Genomic DNA, 16,846 nt, shown 5'->3' on the forward strand with positions numbered 1-16,846 from the left:
GATAAGAATAATTTGATAAAGATTAATCGAAATGCCAGAAGTGGCAAGCTAATTCATTAATTTAAAACATAAAAACGGCAATTTTTTGCCGATCAGTTTTTATATGAAGATACGACTAGTATGCCGTTTTTTGACACTTAGGAAGGATATTTCTTAAGAATTTTCCTTAAAGAATAAAAAAAGGGCCGGGTAGATGCCTGCCCGGCCAATGAGCATAATGCTCAGGAGAGAAACCTTTTACGGTTTTGTAATTCTTTGCTTAGCCTCCAGATAGCAGGCTCATCGCTATAGATGGTCTCTGGTTTGCCTGGGTTAAAACAGTAGTGGAGGCCTGCTGCAGAATATTCTGCGCAGTTAAATTAGCGGATTCCTCTGCGTAATCTGCATCACGAATTCTTGAACGTGCGTCACTTACGTTTTCTGCAACGTTCTCCTGGTTGCGGATGGTAGATTCCATACGGTTCTGGATAGCACCGAGTTCAGCACGCTTGCCGTCGACAATATTGATCAGGTTATCAATTGCCTGGATGGTGTATTCGGCATTATCCTGTGTATAGCAGTTGAATTCGAAGAATCCTGCCTCATTAATGTAAAGACCGTTTGAGCAGATATCTGCTTTACCCAGCGTATCACTGATTGGTGCGCCACCATACATTGTATAAATGCCTGATAGGGTAAAACCTTCGGCCATCTGAATGGACAGGGTGTCAAATGCGTATGCTCCAACCTGAAAGGTTACTCGTCCGGACTGATCTAGAACACCACCCTTATGAGCGCCGTTAATACCAGCCAGACACTGTCTTCCGGCGAAGTAAGTCTTACAAGCAATTCTGGTAATTTCTGCTGATAGCTGTGAAATTTCCTGCTGGATAGAGTCTCTATCGATCTGGGTATTTGTACCGTTGGCAGCCTGAATTGCTAAGGTACGAATACGCTGAAGCATAGAGGTTGATTCGTCCAACGCTCCTTCCATAGTCTGGCACAGTGCAATACCGTCATTGGCGTTACGGTTACCCTGCTTAAGACCGTTGATCTGGTTGGTTAAACGGTTTGAAATCTGAAGACCAGCTGCATCATCACGGGCAGAATTAATTCTCAGACCGGAGGATAAACGCTGGTAGGTAGTATCAAGTGATTTTGTAGCACTTGAAAGTCGTCTTTGCGAGTTCAAAGACGAAACATTAGTAGTTACATACAAAGCCATTTTTTTCTCTCCTATTTTGACAATTTTTATTGTCTTTTTTATTTGCCTGAAGATATATGAAATTTGCGTGCCATATTGTGAATTTATGTGTAAAAGTTTTTGTATCTACTTGATAATTAAATATAAAATTAATCTTTGAATAATATATTTTATTAATCGACGAGAAAACTGTCGGCAAAATTTTGCCGTTATGACAAAATGGCTTATATTTGCTTTTTCTTTAGATTTGCTTGAATTTAGTTAAAAAAATCTCTTGATTTGAGTTATTAGATCTGTATAATGGCACACATCGGATGCGGGAATAGCTCAGTTGGTAGAGCATAACCTTGCCATGGTTAGGGTCGCGAGTTCGAACCTCGTTTCCCGCTCCAGATAAAATTTGGAATTATTCTAATAATCAGAGTGCGGGAATAGCTCAGTTGGTAGAGCATAACCTTGCCATGGTTAGGGTCGCGAGTTCGAACCTCGTTTCCCGCTCCAATGTACTTTATGACTTCTTCTCTTAATCGGAGTGCGGGAATAGCTCAGTTGGTAGAGCATAACCTTGCCATGGTTAGGGTCGCGAGTTCGAACCTCGTTTCCCGCTCCAGATTTAAACTCTCCTTTTAAAAATCCCATAGAATATAAATGTTGTAAACAGTTTATCTGTAAACTCTTTATATTGTTCTTTTGTTTTTGTTCGTTTTTTTATTTTGCTGCAGATTCAGTGGTAGGCGAGGATTATTCGAATAAGAAAATCCTCAGCAGGGACTGAGGATTGTCATGAATTATAAATCATTATATTTTTCCAGCTCACTCATAGCCTTATCCATAAACTCTTCGTAGAGATCTGGAAAGTTACTTTCTCCGTCTAGTTCATGAAAATTTACTGCATAGTTAGAGGCATCTTTTATGATGCTTTTGGCAAAAGAATCTATATTTGGCGGCATTTTTGATGCTTTTTCATAATCGTTAAGATTAGCTGCAGTTATTTGAAGCTTTTTTTTAAATGATGACACCAGTTTTTTAGAGATTTCTCCAACATCTCCTGGTTTCAGACTGGCTGTACTGAGCATTTTATTCATTGCAGCATCAAGCTTAGCCTGTCTTGCAGACACAGTACTGCTAAAGGAGAAAAATCTCCAATCTTACTTAAAATTCCTTCGATTGTGGACTGTTTTACAATCTCTCCACTGTCATTAATTGTCAGATAGCTGTTTGTTTTAATTGCATTAACAAGTGCATCGGAGTTATTGATAATTGTCATATGCATACCTCCTAACAAAATTTGTTAAAATAACAAACTGTTATGATTTAAAACTTTTAAAGTGACAACCAGTTTGAAGATGGTAAGTCTGAAGTCTTAGATGCATTCTGCTGTGAATTTTCTTCATTCAGATTTGTCTCAATCTTATGTGGATCAAGTCTTCCCATCTACTCAACACCTTCTGACATGATGTTCAAGACCAGTTCATCAAACTTATCCTGATTGATTTTGTTAAAGTCATACTTATTCTGTAGGGTAATAAGTTCAGCATCCTCGTTGTAGCCTAAAGTCATTCCTTTAGTATCTGAATAAAGATCATTTGCCTTTAAAAGGATGAACATACATTTCTCTCGTAAAACTTTATCTTCGGGGGAGAAGTCCTACTGGAAGCTGCAATACCAGAAGATCACTTCCTGGCTGAACCATCATTCTCAGGGATACCGGTCCCATTTTGATACTGCCGCCCAATCCATTTTTAAGCATATCAACTTCACAGTCATAGCTTTTAGCGAAAACGTTTACCAAATCATCCAGAACAGACATACTAATTATTACACCGACAAAGATTATTTAACAAACAGATTTATCGTAAAAAATTTTTTCTTAGGCATACACTGAAGACAACTGAATTCCACACAAATATACTTAAATAATAGTTTGTGTAATTCAACTACAAATAAGGAAAAATTAAAATTGAGTGGTAAATCCCAAATTACGTTTCCTAATGAGATTACTTGTTTTTATTTTTAGATTAGTTTGTGCTACCAAAGATATTTACTTGAAAAAATATTAGATAAATCAGGAGATTGAGTATTGGAATTGTTTTTCTGGAGTCTTAGGCAACTTTGATTTATTTGAGAAAAATGAGGATTGAGTAAAGAAAATAAGAAGAATATAGGTTGCAATAGGCAACAAAAAGAGTTTTTTATTTTTGAAAAAATTGGCTTTGGCTTGAAATCAGAAGTGGTGCCCGGGGTCGGAGTCGAACCGACACGGAAGTATAAGTTCCGAGGGATTTTAAGTCCCTTGTGTCTACCAATTTCACCACCTGGGCATTTAGTGGAGGCGCGTTCCAGAGTCGAACTGGACTTCGCGGATTTGCAATCCGATGTATAACCGCTTTACTAACGCGCCATCAACATTGGAGCGGGAAACGAGGTTCGAACTCGCGACCCTAACCATGGCAAGGTTATGCTCTACCAACTGAGCTATTCCCGCATCCGATGTGTGCCATTATAAGGGATATTTTTTTTATGTCAACAAAATATTTAAAAAAAATTTGCTAATTTGTTTTTTTAACGTATTGTTATTAAACATTATTTGTAATAAAAGCCTATATAAAGGGCATATAAATCACCTGTGTATAATAAGCTATTCTTTTGTGCAAAGATTAAAATCTGTTCAGTATATTAAGCGACATAAATAAACGTTTTTACCTCTTTTTCTAGTTCATATTTTCTTCTTTTGGTACAATTCTTCTGTAAGGAGAATTCTATGCCACAATTCTATGATGAGTCTTTGCTTGATAGTGATGAGCAAAGATCATCTTCAACAAACAATTCTTTAAGTGATTCCTCCATGGAAGGCAGACCTTCCGACGGTTCATGGAGTGTCTCCGAGTTTCTGCATCAGACTGATTCTTTTTTTAAAACTCTAGGTCCGTTTGTTATCTACGGTGAAATCTCGGAGATAAAAAACTACAACCATATATACTTCAAACTCAAGGATTCATCTGACGGTTCTACTCTTGACTGTGTTATGTGGCAAAGCTACAGCCATAGACTGAACTTTGTGCCTAAATCTGGAGATAAGGTTGAATTAAGCGGTAATATCAGCCTTTTTACCAAAAACGGTCAGTTTAAATTTATTGCTCATTCCATGAGAAAACTTGGAATCGGTTCGATTATGGAGAGATTAAATGAGCTTAAAAGAAAACTTGATGCTCAGGGCTATTTTTCCAGAGAGAAAAAGCAAATCCCTCAGTTTGTTAATACCGTTGGTATTGTAACCTCAGCTGATGGAAGGGCAGCCGGAGACATTATCAAGACCATTGAACACAGAAATCCTCTGATTAACATTATTCTTTATCCTTCACTGGTTCAGGGGGCAAATGCCCCTCAGTCTCTGATAAGTGCACTTAATCTTGCTATCGAACATAATAAGTGTGATGTAATCATCATTGGTCGTGGCGGTGGTTCTTTTGAAGATCTTCTGGCTTTCTTTGATGAAGATCTTGTAAAGGCCGTGGCAGAATGTCCGATCCCTATTATCTCTGCTGTTGGCCATGAGGCTGATTATGCTTTTACTGATTTTGCCGCAGATATGAGAGCTGCAACTCCTACGAGAGCAGCTGAATTTGTATCCTCTGTTTTACGATCAGATCTTTATTACTCTGTTGAACAGTATGTAAAAAAACTTACTGATGCCATATACAGAATTTATGATTACGAGAGCATGAATCTTGATCATCTGTGCAGCAGACTTAAGAATTCCTCTCCAGGGATGTATGTTGAGAATATCTCAAAGCAGGTTGATTTACTTGTTAACAGAATGGACAGGGCATCATCTGATCTTGTCACTGATTTTGAACGCAGATTAAATTCTCTTAAGGGTCGTATTTCTGTTTTTGAGCCTTCATATTACATTGAACAGGAATCATCAAAGGTTAAAAACTGCCTTGTAAGAATGAATTCTGCACTTGATCGTGAGTTTTCTCAGGCTCGTGACAGATTGAATTTTGATCATCGTGTTCTGTCCTTAAACAGTCTTATTGATAAAAAAGTAAGTACGCTTAGTGATAGACTGAATTCTCTGGTTAATAAGGTAATTCAGTCGGATACCGATGAAAGACTTAATACTCTGAATCAGACCTACATCAGGACAGTTACCAAGCTGACATCTCTTAATCCCCTGTACATTCTTAATCGTGGCTACTCGGTCACCTTTGATGAGAACAATCATGTTGTTAACACTGATTCCTTAAAAAAGGGAGATGTAATTACTACAATGCTTTGTGACGGCAGGGTAAAATCAGAGGTAATAGAAATTCAGAAGAATGATAAGGACTCTTAATAAATGAGTTTATTTACTAAATTCCTGTTGGTGCTGACTCTTTGTATTTCTGGTGTTCAGGCCAATACTCTTCCTCCAAAACTGGATAAGCCCGACTCAAAGGACGTCATTTTTGATAGCAGCACCTATGAAGATGTCATTGATATGTCCTATACCACCTCAACCTTTCATTTACCTGTCCTGTGTAAGGATGAGGCATATGCCAGGAGCTGCCGTTTTTTTGAGAATTACTATGTAAGTAAATTTGAGCATGATTATATTGGCTACATAACAGATAATCTGGATTTTGAGGATGAGAGTGATGATCTGTTTATCCAAAGAGACATTGCCTATCAGGATGTAACCTTTGATTTTCGTGTGATTAAAGAGCTCGGTTTTATGTGTGCCATTGTGCTTGTTAAACAGGAGTTTTTAGATCAGAAGGCAACTCTTACTGATGTTTATAACTTTAATCTTGAGACCAAGAAGTTTGTTCATTTTGAGGATCTTTTTGAAGATCCTACTCTTGCAGCGATGACATGTTCAAATCTTGTATTCAATAAATTCAAGGAATACGGGTATAAGAATCTGTATCTGATTAAAGCTCAGATTGAGGTTGATCCTAGAAATTTTGTGCTGCTTCCAGACGGGATTGAGTTTATCTTTACCAAAGGAACTGTTGCTCCAAATGAAGTTAACTCAAGACTCTTTATTTCTGTTGATGATCTTATTACCGCAAAGCCAAAGAAAGAATGGTTCCCTTCTATGAAAGGTGAGGTTTTAGGCAGGAAACATGTATCTCACGGTATCAAATCCAAGCTTTTAAACTAGATGATAGATATAAATAAACTCTTTTTTGTCTTTGCCTCCAAAGCCCAATTATTCTAGGGCGCATGTCAACGTTTGTCTGCAGAGAACAGAATTTCTCTTTTGGGTAGACTTCCCCAAAAAGTGTCCTGCAAAAACAAAAAAGGCTAGAGTTGTATAACTCCAGCCATTCTTTTGAATCTTGGTAAGCTCTGCTTTTTATGCTTCAGCAGGAAGCTTGTCCTTCATGGTCTTGTTCACGATGTTGGCAACACATGAGTCTGACCATACATTCAATGAGGTCTCAATCATATCAATTACTGCGTAAACTGGCAGAATGATACCCATAAGAGATACAGGAATATTCATTGAGGATACCAGTGACAGAGTCAGGAAGTAGCATCCCATAGGCACACCGGCGTTGCCGATAGCAGCAAAGGTTGCAATGAATACCCAGACCAGCATGGTATCAAAACCAATCTCAATACCGGCATTCTGCAGCAGATATACAGAAGTAATAAGAATAAAGGCTGCGCATCCGTTCATGTTGATGGTGGTGCAGATTGGAAGGACAAATCTTGAGACTCTTCTGTCAACGTGCAGGTTATCTTCAGCTGATGCCATGGTAACAGGCAGTGTACCTGCTGATGATTTTGAGAACAGGGCAACTGCAAGAGCTGGCAGCATACCACGAGCAATCCTGATTGGATTCAGTCCTTTGATTAAAAGAATCAGTGGCAGAATAATAAACATCTGAATCAGGTTTGAGCTGATAACCACACCAAAATAGGTTGCAAGACCGCCTAAAATGATTCCTGCCTCAAGCTGGGTTACTAGCTGTGCGGTAAAGGCCATGATGCCTAGTGGCAGAATGTTAATCAGCCAATGGATCAGGATGAACAAAAGCTCTTGGAAGCCTGTAATTACAGAAATCAGTGCTTCCTTGTTTTTGCTTTCCTTCATAGATGCAATACCAAGTCCAAAAGCTGCAGCAACCAGCAGAATTGACAGCACATTACCAGCAACAAATGGCTGCAGAAGATTATTTGGAATAATGTTCTGAATATGCTCAAGATATGAAAGAGATTCATACTTTGAAACCACATCAGCGGCACTGTTGGATAAGGCTGCAGGTACATTTGCAGGCTTTATTGTCGCAAAAAGTACAGCACCTAGCAGAGCTGCCAGAATTGTGGTTAACAGGGTATAGAAAATGGTGTGAACAAAAATGGTTCCACCCTTTGAATTCTTTGACAGATTTGCAAGAGTAGAAATCAGTGATACTGCAATGATAGGTACTGCAATAAAGCTGAATAATCTAGTAAATACAGTTGCAATAAAATCCATTACTGCATTAACGTCTGTATTACCTGCAAAACCGATTAAAGTACCAACAATCAGTGCTCCTATGTATAAGGTCGCTGTGATGGCTCTGCCTTTTCCGCTAACTTTTGCCAGGGCAGTAGCGGCTGCCGCATGAATACGAGAAGTTCTGAAAAGCATAGTTTAGTCCTGGTGATATAGAGCTGTTGAAAGATATCTGTCGCCGCTGTCTGGAAGAACAACAACAATCAGCTTGTTCTCATTTTCTTCCTTCTGTGCCAGCTTAATTGCTGCACTGATGGCTGCGCCTGAGGAAATACCGATGAAAAGACCTTCTGTCTGTGCAAGATTTCTGCCGTTGTCAAAGGCTTCCTCATCAGTAATGTCAATAACTTCATCTACTACGGTCTTATCGTAGATCTTAGGAATAAAGCCTGCTGATATACCCTGAATCTTATGAGGGCCGGCATTGCCTCCGTTCAGTACAGGAGAGGCAGCTGCTTCAACACCGTATACTCGGATGCTGTTGTTTTTCTCTTTTAGATATTTTCCTGTGCCGCTCACGGTTCCTCCTGAACCTACTGAAGCCACAAAAATGTCAACCTTTCCATCTGTGTCATTCCAGATCTCAGGACCTGTGGTTTCATAGTGAGCCTTAACATTAGCCTCATTTTCAAACTGCTGAGGAATAAAGGTATTATCAGATGCTGCTGCAAGTTCGGTTGCTTTTTCGATTGCGCCCTTCATTCCTTTTGCGCCTTCGGTTAAAACAAGTTTAGCACCGTAGGCTCTTAAAATATTACGTCTTTCAACTGACATAGTCTCTGGCAGCACCAGGGTAACATCAAGTCCAAGATTTGCACATACAAGAGCGAGACCGATACCGGTATTGCCTGATGTTGGCTCGTAGATCTTTGTGTCTTTATTGATCTTTCCTGAGGCCAGAGCTTCCTTAATCATATAAAGAGCTGCTCTGTCTTTTACAGATCCTGATGGATTGAGAGCTTCAAACTTTGCAAAGATTCTTGCTTTAAGATTGAATTTCTTCTGCAGGTTTTGCAGTTCAACCAGTGGAGTATTACCAATCAGTTCGATTGCAGACTTGTAATATTTCATTTTCCTTTCCTTGTAAATTCTATTCATTTATCTATATGTAACCATATCTAGTAACATATTCAAATAGGGAATTATTTTTACATTAATGTTTGCACTATATTAAAGCAGAAAGAGAATAAATTTTCTTTAAAATCAAGAGGAAAGGTTTGTATTGAAAGAGGGCATATTTATATAAAAATAAATGTGTGCTTTTGGATCATATTCTTTGCAAAAAAACGTAACATAAGGATGAAATTGGATATAATACAAGTAATTAAGTAGATTTGTTTTCTGCGCCGCGAAGATGTCGGTGTTTAATCAGGTTAAATACAGAGTATTCATGCAAGATAATAATAGCTTCCCTTTGAACATGATTGAAAGGATTACAGCACATCCTGAAAATTATCGTTTACTAGAAAAAATTCCTCTGACAATAACTGGTGTAGATACCCACTTTCCAATTGTCTTAAACGATCCTCTGCCAAATGAAAAGGTATATTCTGTGGTCTTTTTAGATACAGAAACTACGGGCATGGATCCTGTAAAAAACAAAATTATTGAGCTTGGTATGGTTAAAGCTACTTTTTCTTTAGACAGAAAGCTGCTTTTAACTGTCGACAGATATTATGACGAGTTTGAAGATCCAAACGAGCCGATTCCTCCAGAAATCACTGAACTGACACATATCACTGATGATATGGTTGCAGGTCATCATTTTGATGATGAAATGGTAGCCAGATTTCTAACCGGAAGACCTCTTGTTGTTGCTCATAACGCTGCTTTTGACAGACCTTTCTTTGAGAAACGCTTCAAGTCTTTAACTACTCTGTCCTGGGCCTGCTCTCTAAAGGAGATTCCTTGGAAAAAGCTCGGATACTCAAGCGCTAAGCTTGAATTTCTCAATATGGTTTTAGGCTATTTCTATGATGCTCACAGGGCCTATGTGGATTGCCTTGCTCTTTTATGGATTATGTTCAAGGTTCCTGCAGCCTTCAGTGAGCTTGTCTCCTCTGCCTTAAGCTGCAGCTATCGTGTGATTATTAGAGGTAATACATTTAAGTTTAAGGATAACCTCAAGGAGAAGGGCTTCAGGTTTGACGGCGGTACTGTCAAGACCTGGTCCCGTTACTATCAGGATGAAGATGAGGCGTCCCGTGTAAAACAGATTATCGAGGATACCTATAAGGACGGTTCTGTAGATTTTGATATCAGGATTGTCGAATATAAAGCCAAGACTCGATACAAATTAGAAAATAACTGATGTAAATTTAAGGAGTATATATGAAAGACATCGTTTCAAGCGGTAAGTCCTTCTTTAAGGAATTCAGAGAATTCGCTGTAAAAGGAAACGTCATGGACATGGCCATCGGTGTGGTAATCGGTACTGCATTCGGCAAGATTGTCTCCTCACTGGTTGCTGACGTAATCATGCCTCTGGTTGGTCTTTTCGTAGGAAATATTGATCTTAAGGACCTGGCTGTAACTCTTCAGGATAAGACCGATACCTCACCTGCAATTGTTCTAACCTATGGTGTGTTCCTGCAGAATGTTCTTGATTTTCTGATTATCGCCTTTGCAATCTTCCTGACAATTAAGGTGCTCATCAACCTTAAGAACCGTATCATCAAGGAAGAAGAGGCTCCTGCAGAAGCTCCTGCCGATCCTGCTGATGTTCAGCTGCTGCGTGAAATCAGAGATCTTTTAAAGGATCAGAATAAATAATTCTGTCTAAATAATACCGAAGGATATTCTGATCCTTCGGTTAATTTCTTAATCCCTCAGAATAATTTTTTTCAATTTGCCATTCTCTCACTGAAATATTTTGCCAATAGGAATATAGTAAGTATCAGTATCCGTTTTTTTTAAGGAAATAATAAGTGATCAGCAAAGAGCAGTTCTTAGGTCTTGATGACAGCAAGCTCGTTAATTTCAAAGATGATCCTAAAAGAATGATTGTTCTTTTGGGAGATAGAGATGCAGTAAAGGCTCTAGGCCCTTTATTTTCTGATGCCTATGACAATGGTTTTGAAATTAAAATCGCATCCGCATACAGAAGTTTTTACAAGCAGTTTAAGATTTTTGAAGATAAGTTCAACGGTAAAAGACCTGTTTTAGATGAAAATGAAGAACCAATGGATATATCTGGACTATCCGATGAACGGAAGGTTTTAGAAATTGTAAGATTTTCTGCAATTCCTGGTTTTTCCCGTCATCATTTTGGAACGGATTTTGATATTTATGCTTCTAACCTGCTGCCAGAGGGAAAGCAGCTTGAACTTACTGCAAGAGAATATCAGAAGGGCAACTATTTCTATAAATTTGATGTCTATCTGAAGAATGCCCTCAACAAGTTTGGTTTTAAAAGACCTTATTCTGGTAAAAACTCGATGGGCTATGAACCATGGCACATTTCCTATGAAAAAAAGGCCTGCGATTTTATTTCCTCATTCAAACTGGATGATGCCGTTGAGTATCTGTCTTCATTTAATGAGCCATGGGTACCTTATGCAATTGAATATGCTAAATCACATTACAAAGATCTTTTAGGAGCTTAATATGACCCAAGATGTTTTAAACACCGTAATTATTGGTTCTGGGCCTGCAGGATGGACCTCCGCAATCTATACATGCCGTTCCGGCCTGTCTCCTGTTCTTTTAAGTGGTCCTGAACCTGGTGGCCAGCTTACAACCACTCCTGAAATCGGCAACTGGCCAGGAAGAAAGGATGCTCCTGATGGTTTTTCGCTGATGCAGACTCTGCAGGAACATGCTGTATCCCTTGGTACAAAAATGGTGTCAGATACTGTAACCAAGGTTGATTTTAGCGGAGAGATTAAGGAGTTAACCCTATCCTCAGGTGAAGTTTTAAAAACTAAAACTGTGATTATTGCTACTGGTGCCAAAGCTAAATATCTTGGACTGCCTTCAGAGGAGACCTATAAGGGAAAGGGCATATCTGCCTGCGCAACCTGTGATGGTTTCTTCTTCAGAAATAAGGAAGTCGCTGTTGTAGGTGGAGGATCTGCCGCTTTTGTTGAGGCTCTGTATCTGACTAATATGTGCAAGAAGGTTTATCTGATTCACAGACGAGAAGGATTCAGATCTGAAAAGGTTATGGTGGATAAGCTTCGTTCAATGGTTGATTCTGGCAAGGTTGAGTTTATTCTTAATGCTCAGATTACTGAATTTAAGGGAGATGGTTCTAAGCTTACAGGTATTGAGCTGGATGTTAAGGGCCAGAAGAAAGATCTTGCTTTAGATGGAGTGTTTGTTGCCATAGGTCATGCTCCTGCTACTTCAATCTTTGAAGGTCAGCTTGAACTTGAGGATGGTTACATTAAGACTGGATTTGGCAGTGCAACTGCAACTTCCGCAAAAGGAGTCTTTGCTGCAGGTGACTGTGCTGACAGAATCTACAGACAGGCAATTACTTCTGCAGGCGAGGGCTGCAAAGCCGCATTGGATGTTGAAAAATATCTTTTAGGTTAATTTATGTTACAGGATATCGGTGAGCATCTTTTTAAGAATGAATTCTCCTTAAAAAGAGCTCCTAAAGATACAGATTTTGTTCTTGCCTTCAAAGACAGGGACGTTTATGTGAAGGGAGATGGAAAAACATCTCCTCTTAAATTTCCAAGGGCGTTCTCTTTTCCTAAAGATAAGCTTATTTACCTTTTCTCTATAGATGAGAATGCTTATTTTCTGTTTAACGATTCCTGCTCTTCACTGAATATTGAGGGCTTTGAATGGCAGCGCAATACAGTTCTGCGTTCGGATAATCCTCGAATTGAGTGCTTCGCCGGTTTTACTGCATACCATCTTTATAGCTGGTATATGAATAATCGTTACTGTGGCAGATGCGGTTCTCTTACTACCCATTCTAAATCAGAGCGTGCATTATGCTGTCCTAACTGCGGTAATATCATCTATCCTAAGATTGCTCCTGCTGTAATAGTTGGCATCACCGACGGAGATAAGATTGTTGTTACCAGATATAAAGACAGACCATATCGAGGTGTTGCTTTAATTGCCGGTTTCTGTGAGATAGGTGAGACTCCTGAACAGACTGCTCATAGAGAGGCTATGGAAGAGGTTGGTCTTAAGATTAAGGACTTAACCTACTGCGGCTCTCAACCCTGGGGACTGGATAGTAATATTCTCTTTGGCTTTATGGCCAGAGTTGACGGTGACACCAGTATTACTCGTGATGAGGGCGAACTTGCTGAAGCATTCTGGATTTCCCGTGAGAATATAGATGAGATTCAGTCTACTATTTCTCTGACCAAGACCATGATTAACAATTTCAAAAAGCATGGATTCGAGCTTAAGAAATAAATCTGGTTTTAAAGTGTAAGATGAATTGAAAAGCATAGGAATATGCATATGCATGAACCTATGCTTATTTTTAATATACTAATCGTCTTCAGTTGGGTACTGCAGGAACAGTTTTCTTTCAAGACGCAGGAACTTGTAAGCAGTCTTGCTTTCTTCTTCAACCTTGAGTGCATCAAATCTGCCGTATCTTACATCAGTAAGAAGCTTGATATCATCCTCGGTTAAATCCTTTAATGCAGCTGTGTACTGTCCTAGGAACTGATTTGCCAGAAGCTCATCCCAAGGATAAACGGTTGAAATTGATCTCAGAATAAACATTGACATGGTATCAAGACAGATTAAGCATTTCTTCTGTAAAAGCTTTAAGAAATCCTTTGCAATCTCACCATCTTTAGCAATGTTGAAAAAATCAAGAGTAGGTCCAACAGCTCCATCTGTGTAGGCAATTGAAGCTTTAGCTGAATCGTCTAGTACACGAATAAAATCAGGTTTGATCTCTGCCTGTTCCGCATTCTTGAGAATGAGCTCCTTCATCTTATCAGAACAGAGGATCAGAGGAGTCTTACTCATCATAGAAAGAATGTCGGTAACATTATCCATTCCGTTTGCTTCTTCTGTGTCAGGAACATAAACACATAAGGTTGCAAAAACTTCCTTCTCAGGAGGTCTGATAACCTTGTGGGCATCTGGAGGACATTCTGGATGATAGCGCTCTGGCATTGACATTTTCTGTATATCTCCTAATTCGTAATCGTATAACCTTGAAATTTTACCAAATTAATAGCTGTCGATTGAAAACTTTGTATATTTAAATTTTCAGAGCGCAAATTTTTTTCAAAGTTTTGTGTGCTAGAGTAATGTAATGTACAAAAAATTGTTGAATTAGCTCTATTTTATGTAATTTTCAATTCACAAATTCTATAATCTAAATTAAAATATAGCATTGCATTACATTTAATAACTATAAAAGGAGTTTCTTGTGGAAACCCAGGAAAACGCACTACAGCAGCCTGTAGAAAATGCTAAGGAATCAGCTGCAGAGAAGACCGCAGAGACTGGTTCTCATTTTGAACATGTAAAAGAGTCAATGGAGCTTCTATACAAGGCTTTCCCTAAGGCTTTTGTGAAGGAAGGTGACTGCAAGCCTTTAAAGATAGGTATCTTTGATGAGCTTAAAGAAAGAATTTCTGGAATTGAAGGTCTTTCTGTATCAAAAGTTCGTGCAGCACTACGTCTATATACCTCTCGTCTAAAGTACCTTTATTCTGTAAAAGAAGGTGCTGCTAGAATTGATCTTGACGGTAACGAGTGCGGTGACACCGTAAATGCCGAGCATGCTCAGTATGCTGCAGAAAAGATCAAGGAAATCAATCAGAAGCGTAAGGCTACAAAGCCTGCTAAGAAACAGAATCCTGCTAAGAAGTTCTTTAAGAAGAATGGCCCTAAGGGTACTAAGAAGCCTTTTAAGGTTGAAGGTGACAAGGCAACTGCAGAGGCTTTAAAGAACGGAACTGAAGTTATCGTTTTAAGTTCTGAACAGCATTTTGTAAAGGGTGTTGTAGCTCAGGACGCTGTTAAGGATACTGTTTACGTAACTCTTAAATCAGGTCTTACCGTAAATCTTCCATTAGATAGAGTATTACTTCCAAAAAAGGCAAAGTAAGGCACTAACTTAAAGTGAATAAATTAGCAAAAATAGCACTGGCCTGTATGTTTGCCGGTGGTTTAGGTGTCTGTGAAGCAAAGCTTACAATTCCTACAGCAGAGCAGATGCCTGTTCTATTGCCTGAACCTAGGCACGATACAGCCTGCTCCAGAATCTACAATTTCTTTACCAGAGCTCACTATAAAATTGTCAATGTGGATGACAAGTTTGCAACCAATGTGATTGACAGACTTATGTCATATCTGGATTACACCCATTCTCTATATACTCAGGGTGAAGTAGATCTTATCTATGCTAATACCAAAGGGATTATAAACAGTCTGGATAAATGCTATCTGAATTATCCATATGATCTTTATAATCAGAACATTAAGAAGCGTTACGAAAAATACAGCTATATGATCGGTCTTTTAGATTCTCCTCTTGATCTTAAGAAGGATGAGTCTATTGAGCTTGATCGAACCAAGGCTCCATATGCTGCTACAGAGCAAGAGCTTAAGAATCTGTGGCTTAAGGAGCTAAAGAACGAGTATGAAATTCAGCTTTTAAACGGCAAGACTCCTAAGGAAGCTACAAAGCGAATCAGAAACCGTTATATAGCTTCCATGAGAAGACTCTCCCAGATAACCTCAGAGGATGTTTTCTCAGTATTTGAAAATGCTTTTGCAACTGCAATAGATCCTCATACCAATTATTTCGGTCCTGTTGAGTCAGAAAACTTCAATGATGACATGAATCTGTCATTAGAAGGTATAGGAGCCGTTTTATCTCAGGAAGATGAATATACTGTTATCGAGTCAATTCTTCCTGGTTCGCCTGCAGAAAAGTCCAAGCAGTTAAAGCCAAAGGACAAAATTATAGGTGTTAAGCAGAAGAACGGTAAGTTTGAGGATATTATCGGCTGGAGACTTACTGAGGTCGTAAAACAGATTAAGGGTAAGAAGGGCACTAAAGTTACTCTGGAAATTGAAAGAGGCGAAGGTGCAGCAACCAAGACCTTTAATGTTGATATTGTAAGAGACAAGATCAGACTTCAGGACAAGGAAGCCAAGTCAAAGGTTTTCAGTTCCTACAACGGCAAGAAAGTAGGTGTGATTACAATTTCAAGTTTTTACACAGATCTTCATCTGAATGTAAAGCGCGAAATTGATAAGCTGAAGGCACAGAATGTCGACTCAATCATTATTGATCTGAGAAACAATGGTGGCGGTCTGCTTCCTGAGGCTGTATATACCACCGGTCAGTTTATAAAGTCAGGTCCGGTTGTTCTGGTTCGTGATGTGAACTCAAACGAAGTTCCTTATGAGGATGATGATCAGAATATTGACTACGATGGTCCTCTGGTTGTTCTGATCAACCGTCTTTCTGCCTCAAGTTCAGAGATTATGGCAGCAGCTCTTCAGGATTACGGCAGAGCTCTGATTGTCGGTGATACTTCATATGGAAAGGGAACAGTTCAGCAGAGTCGTCCTTTAACCAGACTTTATGATTTAAGTGGCTCTGATCTTGGTTCTATTCATTACACCATTGCCAAGTTCTATAGAATCAATGGCGGTTCAACACAGCTTCGCGGTGTAACTCCGGATATAGTTCTTCCAACTATGATTGATGTTACAGAGCTTGGTGAAAAGAATGAGCCGAATGCTCTGAAGTGGGATAAGATTTCAAAGGCTGATTACAGCCGCTACTCTGATCCTGACAGATTTGTTGAAAGACTGACTGAGCAGTATAAGGCAAGAATTGAGAAAGATCCTGTATTCAACGTTATCAAATCCGAGCGAGAGCGTTACTTTAAGCTTAAGGAAGGAAAGGTTATAACTGTTAACTTTGATAAGCGCAAGAAGCTCTTTGATGAGGATGAGAAAACTGCACTTAAGAATACAAATATAAGACTTAAGGCAATGGGTAAGGATCCGGTTAAATCAGTAAAAGATCTGCCAACAGACTTTGAATATGATGATCCGATTCTTCTTGAGACCGTTAATATTGCATCCGACTACGCTGATATGATCAGAAAAAAGACTGACGGCGATAGTATTGTGGCGCATAAGGCTGCAGAATAAATTATAAATAAAGCCCAGCTAAATGTTGGGCTTTTCCATATTTTTAAAGGTGATTT

The 16,846-nt window shown here is 39.0% G+C and carries 17 protein-coding genes and 6 tRNA genes; 12 read left to right on the forward strand and 11 right to left on the reverse strand.

What is annotated here, in order from left to right; genetic code table 11:
- Positions 1-259: 259 nt before the first annotated feature.
- The gene (locus tag BM308_RS08875) at positions 260-1,204 is read right to left on the reverse strand and encodes a flagellin N-terminal helical domain-containing protein (RefSeq protein WP_074944620.1); all 945 of its coding nucleotides are present in this window, start codon (positions 1,202-1,204) and stop codon (positions 260-262) included.
- Between the two features lie 295 nt (positions 1,205-1,499).
- Here BM308_RS08875 and BM308_RS08880 point away from each other — a divergent pair.
- The 3 genes from BM308_RS08880 to BM308_RS08890 all read left to right on the forward strand — a co-directional run bounded on the left by BM308_RS08880 (position 1,500) and on the right by BM308_RS08890 (position 1,793).
- Positions 1,500-1,575 (forward strand) — tRNA-Gly (locus BM308_RS08880).
- Between the two features lie 33 nt (positions 1,576-1,608).
- A tRNA-Gly gene (locus BM308_RS08885) sits at positions 1,609-1,684 on the forward strand.
- A 33-nt stretch (positions 1,685-1,717) separates the two neighbouring features.
- A tRNA-Gly gene (locus BM308_RS08890) sits at positions 1,718-1,793 on the forward strand.
- Positions 1,794-1,971: 178 nt separating this feature from the next.
- Here BM308_RS08890 and BM308_RS08895 read toward each other — a convergent pair.
- The 7 genes from BM308_RS08895 to BM308_RS08920 form a co-directional block, all read right to left on the reverse strand.
- Complete coding sequence (locus BM308_RS08895; protein ID WP_143098592.1) at positions 1,972-2,301, reverse strand: hypothetical protein; 330 nt, start codon at positions 2,299-2,301, stop codon at positions 1,972-1,974.
- The gene (locus BM308_RS08900) at positions 2,265-2,450 is read right to left on the reverse strand and encodes a hypothetical protein (RefSeq protein ID WP_074944623.1); all 186 of its coding nucleotides are present in this window, start codon (positions 2,448-2,450) and stop codon (positions 2,265-2,267) included. Before BM308_RS08900 ends, BM308_RS08895 begins: the two co-directional genes overlap by 37 nt.
- 167 nt (positions 2,451-2,617) lie before the next feature.
- The gene (locus BM308_RS13225) at positions 2,618-2,791 is read right to left on the reverse strand and encodes a type III secretion system chaperone (protein WP_143098593.1); all 174 of its coding nucleotides are present in this window, start codon (positions 2,789-2,791) and stop codon (positions 2,618-2,620) included.
- 19 nt (positions 2,792-2,810) lie between these two features.
- A complete protein-coding gene (locus BM308_RS08905; protein WP_074944624.1) occupies positions 2,811-2,993 on the reverse strand; it encodes a hypothetical protein in 183 nt (60 codons plus the stop codon).
- A gap of 421 nt (positions 2,994-3,414) precedes the next feature.
- Positions 3,415-3,504, reverse strand: a tRNA-Leu gene (locus BM308_RS08910).
- A gap of 6 nt (positions 3,505-3,510) precedes the next feature.
- Positions 3,511-3,584: transfer RNA gene (locus tag BM308_RS08915), tRNA-Cys, on the reverse strand.
- Positions 3,585-3,592: 8 nt separating this feature from the next.
- A tRNA-Gly gene (locus tag BM308_RS08920) sits at positions 3,593-3,668 on the reverse strand.
- Positions 3,669-3,944: 276 nt separating this feature from the next.
- Between BM308_RS08920 and xseA the strand changes: the two genes are divergently transcribed.
- Together xseA and BM308_RS08930 are read left to right on the forward strand one after the other, a co-directional pair.
- A complete protein-coding gene (gene xseA, locus BM308_RS08925; RefSeq protein ID WP_074944626.1) occupies positions 3,945-5,522 on the forward strand; it encodes an exodeoxyribonuclease VII large subunit in 1,578 nt (525 codons plus the stop codon).
- Positions 5,523-5,525: 3 nt separating this feature from the next.
- Complete coding sequence (locus BM308_RS08930; protein WP_074944627.1) at positions 5,526-6,332, forward strand: hypothetical protein; 807 nt, start codon at positions 5,526-5,528, stop codon at positions 6,330-6,332.
- A 195-nt stretch (positions 6,333-6,527) separates the two neighbouring features.
- Here BM308_RS08930 and BM308_RS08935 read toward each other — a convergent pair whose 3' ends face one another.
- Both BM308_RS08935 and cysK read right to left on the reverse strand, forming a co-directional pair.
- Positions 6,528-7,811: a dicarboxylate/amino acid:cation symporter gene (locus BM308_RS08935; RefSeq protein ID WP_074944629.1), complete on the reverse strand. Its 1,284-nt coding sequence runs from the start codon at positions 7,809-7,811 to the stop codon at positions 6,528-6,530.
- A gap of 3 nt (positions 7,812-7,814) precedes the next feature.
- Positions 7,815-8,747: a cysteine synthase A gene (cysK, locus tag BM308_RS08940; RefSeq protein WP_074944630.1), complete on the reverse strand. Its 933-nt coding sequence runs from the start codon at positions 8,745-8,747 to the stop codon at positions 7,815-7,817.
- Between the two features lie 319 nt (positions 8,748-9,066).
- Here cysK and BM308_RS08945 point away from each other — a divergent pair, with 319 nt between their 5' ends.
- From BM308_RS08945 to nudC, 5 genes are all read left to right on the forward strand, one after another.
- Complete coding sequence (locus BM308_RS08945) at positions 9,067-9,987, forward strand: 3'-5' exonuclease (RefSeq protein ID WP_074944632.1); 921 nt, start codon at positions 9,067-9,069, stop codon at positions 9,985-9,987.
- Between the two features lie 20 nt (positions 9,988-10,007).
- The gene (mscL, locus tag BM308_RS08950; protein WP_074944633.1) at positions 10,008-10,448 is read left to right on the forward strand and encodes a large-conductance mechanosensitive channel protein MscL; all 441 of its coding nucleotides are present in this window, start codon (positions 10,008-10,010) and stop codon (positions 10,446-10,448) included.
- A gap of 155 nt (positions 10,449-10,603) precedes the next feature.
- Complete coding sequence (locus BM308_RS08955) at positions 10,604-11,281, forward strand: M15 family metallopeptidase (RefSeq protein WP_074944634.1); 678 nt, start codon at positions 10,604-10,606, stop codon at positions 11,279-11,281.
- Position 11,282: 1 nt separating this feature from the next.
- The gene (gene trxB / locus BM308_RS08960; RefSeq protein ID WP_074944635.1) at positions 11,283-12,215 is read left to right on the forward strand and encodes a thioredoxin-disulfide reductase; all 933 of its coding nucleotides are present in this window, start codon (positions 11,283-11,285) and stop codon (positions 12,213-12,215) included.
- A 3-nt stretch (positions 12,216-12,218) separates the two neighbouring features.
- Positions 12,219-13,061: an NAD(+) diphosphatase gene (gene nudC, locus BM308_RS08965; RefSeq protein WP_074944636.1), complete on the forward strand. Its 843-nt coding sequence runs from the start codon at positions 12,219-12,221 to the stop codon at positions 13,059-13,061.
- Between the two features lie 78 nt (positions 13,062-13,139).
- Here the strand turns inward: nudC and BM308_RS08970 are convergent, their stop codons facing one another.
- Complete coding sequence (locus tag BM308_RS08970) at positions 13,140-13,787, reverse strand: hypothetical protein (RefSeq protein WP_074944637.1); 648 nt, start codon at positions 13,785-13,787, stop codon at positions 13,140-13,142.
- Positions 13,788-14,040: 253 nt separating this feature from the next.
- Between BM308_RS08970 and proQ the strand changes: the two genes are divergently transcribed.
- Together proQ and BM308_RS08980 are read left to right on the forward strand one after the other, a co-directional pair.
- Complete coding sequence (gene proQ, locus BM308_RS08975) at positions 14,041-14,724, forward strand: RNA chaperone ProQ (protein ID WP_083425523.1); 684 nt, start codon at positions 14,041-14,043, stop codon at positions 14,722-14,724.
- Positions 14,725-14,738: 14 nt separating this feature from the next.
- Entirely contained in the window at positions 14,739-16,790 is a 2,052-nt protein-coding gene (locus BM308_RS08980) for a carboxy terminal-processing peptidase (RefSeq protein ID WP_083425524.1), read from the forward strand.
- Positions 16,791-16,846: the final 56 nt, after the last annotated feature.

It is taken from the genome of Succinivibrio dextrinosolvens (assembly GCF_900116345.1).
Lineage (GTDB): Bacteria > Pseudomonadota > Gammaproteobacteria > Enterobacterales > Succinivibrionaceae > Succinivibrio > Succinivibrio dextrinosolvens_B.

Bases quoted from the DNA above. Each gene is read 5' to 3' on its own strand.
- BM308_RS13225 (WP_143098593.1), bottom strand. From the start codon at position 2,791: ATGTTCATCCTTTTAAAGGCAAATGATCTTTATTCAGATACTAAAGGA.
- BM308_RS08905 (WP_074944624.1), bottom strand. From the start codon at position 2,993: ATGTCTGTTCTGGATGATTTGGTAAACGTTTTCGCTAAAAGCTATGAC.
- BM308_RS08970 (WP_074944637.1), bottom strand. From the start codon at position 13,787: ATGTCAATGCCAGAGCGCTATCATCCAGAATGTCCTCCAGATGCCCAC.
- BM308_RS08935 (WP_074944629.1), bottom strand. From the start codon at position 7,811: ATGCTTTTCAGAACTTCTCGTATTCATGCGGCAGCCGCTACTGCCCTG.
- xseA (WP_074944626.1), top strand. From the start codon at position 3,945: ATGCCACAATTCTATGATGAGTCTTTGCTTGATAGTGATGAGCAAAGA.
- BM308_RS08945 (WP_074944632.1), top strand. From the start codon at position 9,067: ATGCAAGATAATAATAGCTTCCCTTTGAACATGATTGAAAGGATTACA.
- cysK (WP_074944630.1), bottom strand. From the start codon at position 8,747: ATGAAATATTACAAGTCTGCAATCGAACTGATTGGTAATACTCCACTG.
- BM308_RS08900 (WP_074944623.1), bottom strand. From the start codon at position 2,450: ATGACAATTATCAATAACTCCGATGCACTTGTTAATGCAATTAAAACA.
- nudC (WP_074944636.1), top strand. From the start codon at position 12,219: ATGTTACAGGATATCGGTGAGCATCTTTTTAAGAATGAATTCTCCTTA.
- trxB (WP_074944635.1), top strand. From the start codon at position 11,283: ATGACCCAAGATGTTTTAAACACCGTAATTATTGGTTCTGGGCCTGCA.
- BM308_RS08875 (WP_074944620.1), bottom strand. From the start codon at position 1,204: ATGGCTTTGTATGTAACTACTAATGTTTCGTCTTTGAACTCGCAAAGA.
- BM308_RS08930 (WP_074944627.1), top strand. From the start codon at position 5,526: ATGAGTTTATTTACTAAATTCCTGTTGGTGCTGACTCTTTGTATTTCT.
- mscL (WP_074944633.1), top strand. From the start codon at position 10,008: ATGAAAGACATCGTTTCAAGCGGTAAGTCCTTCTTTAAGGAATTCAGA.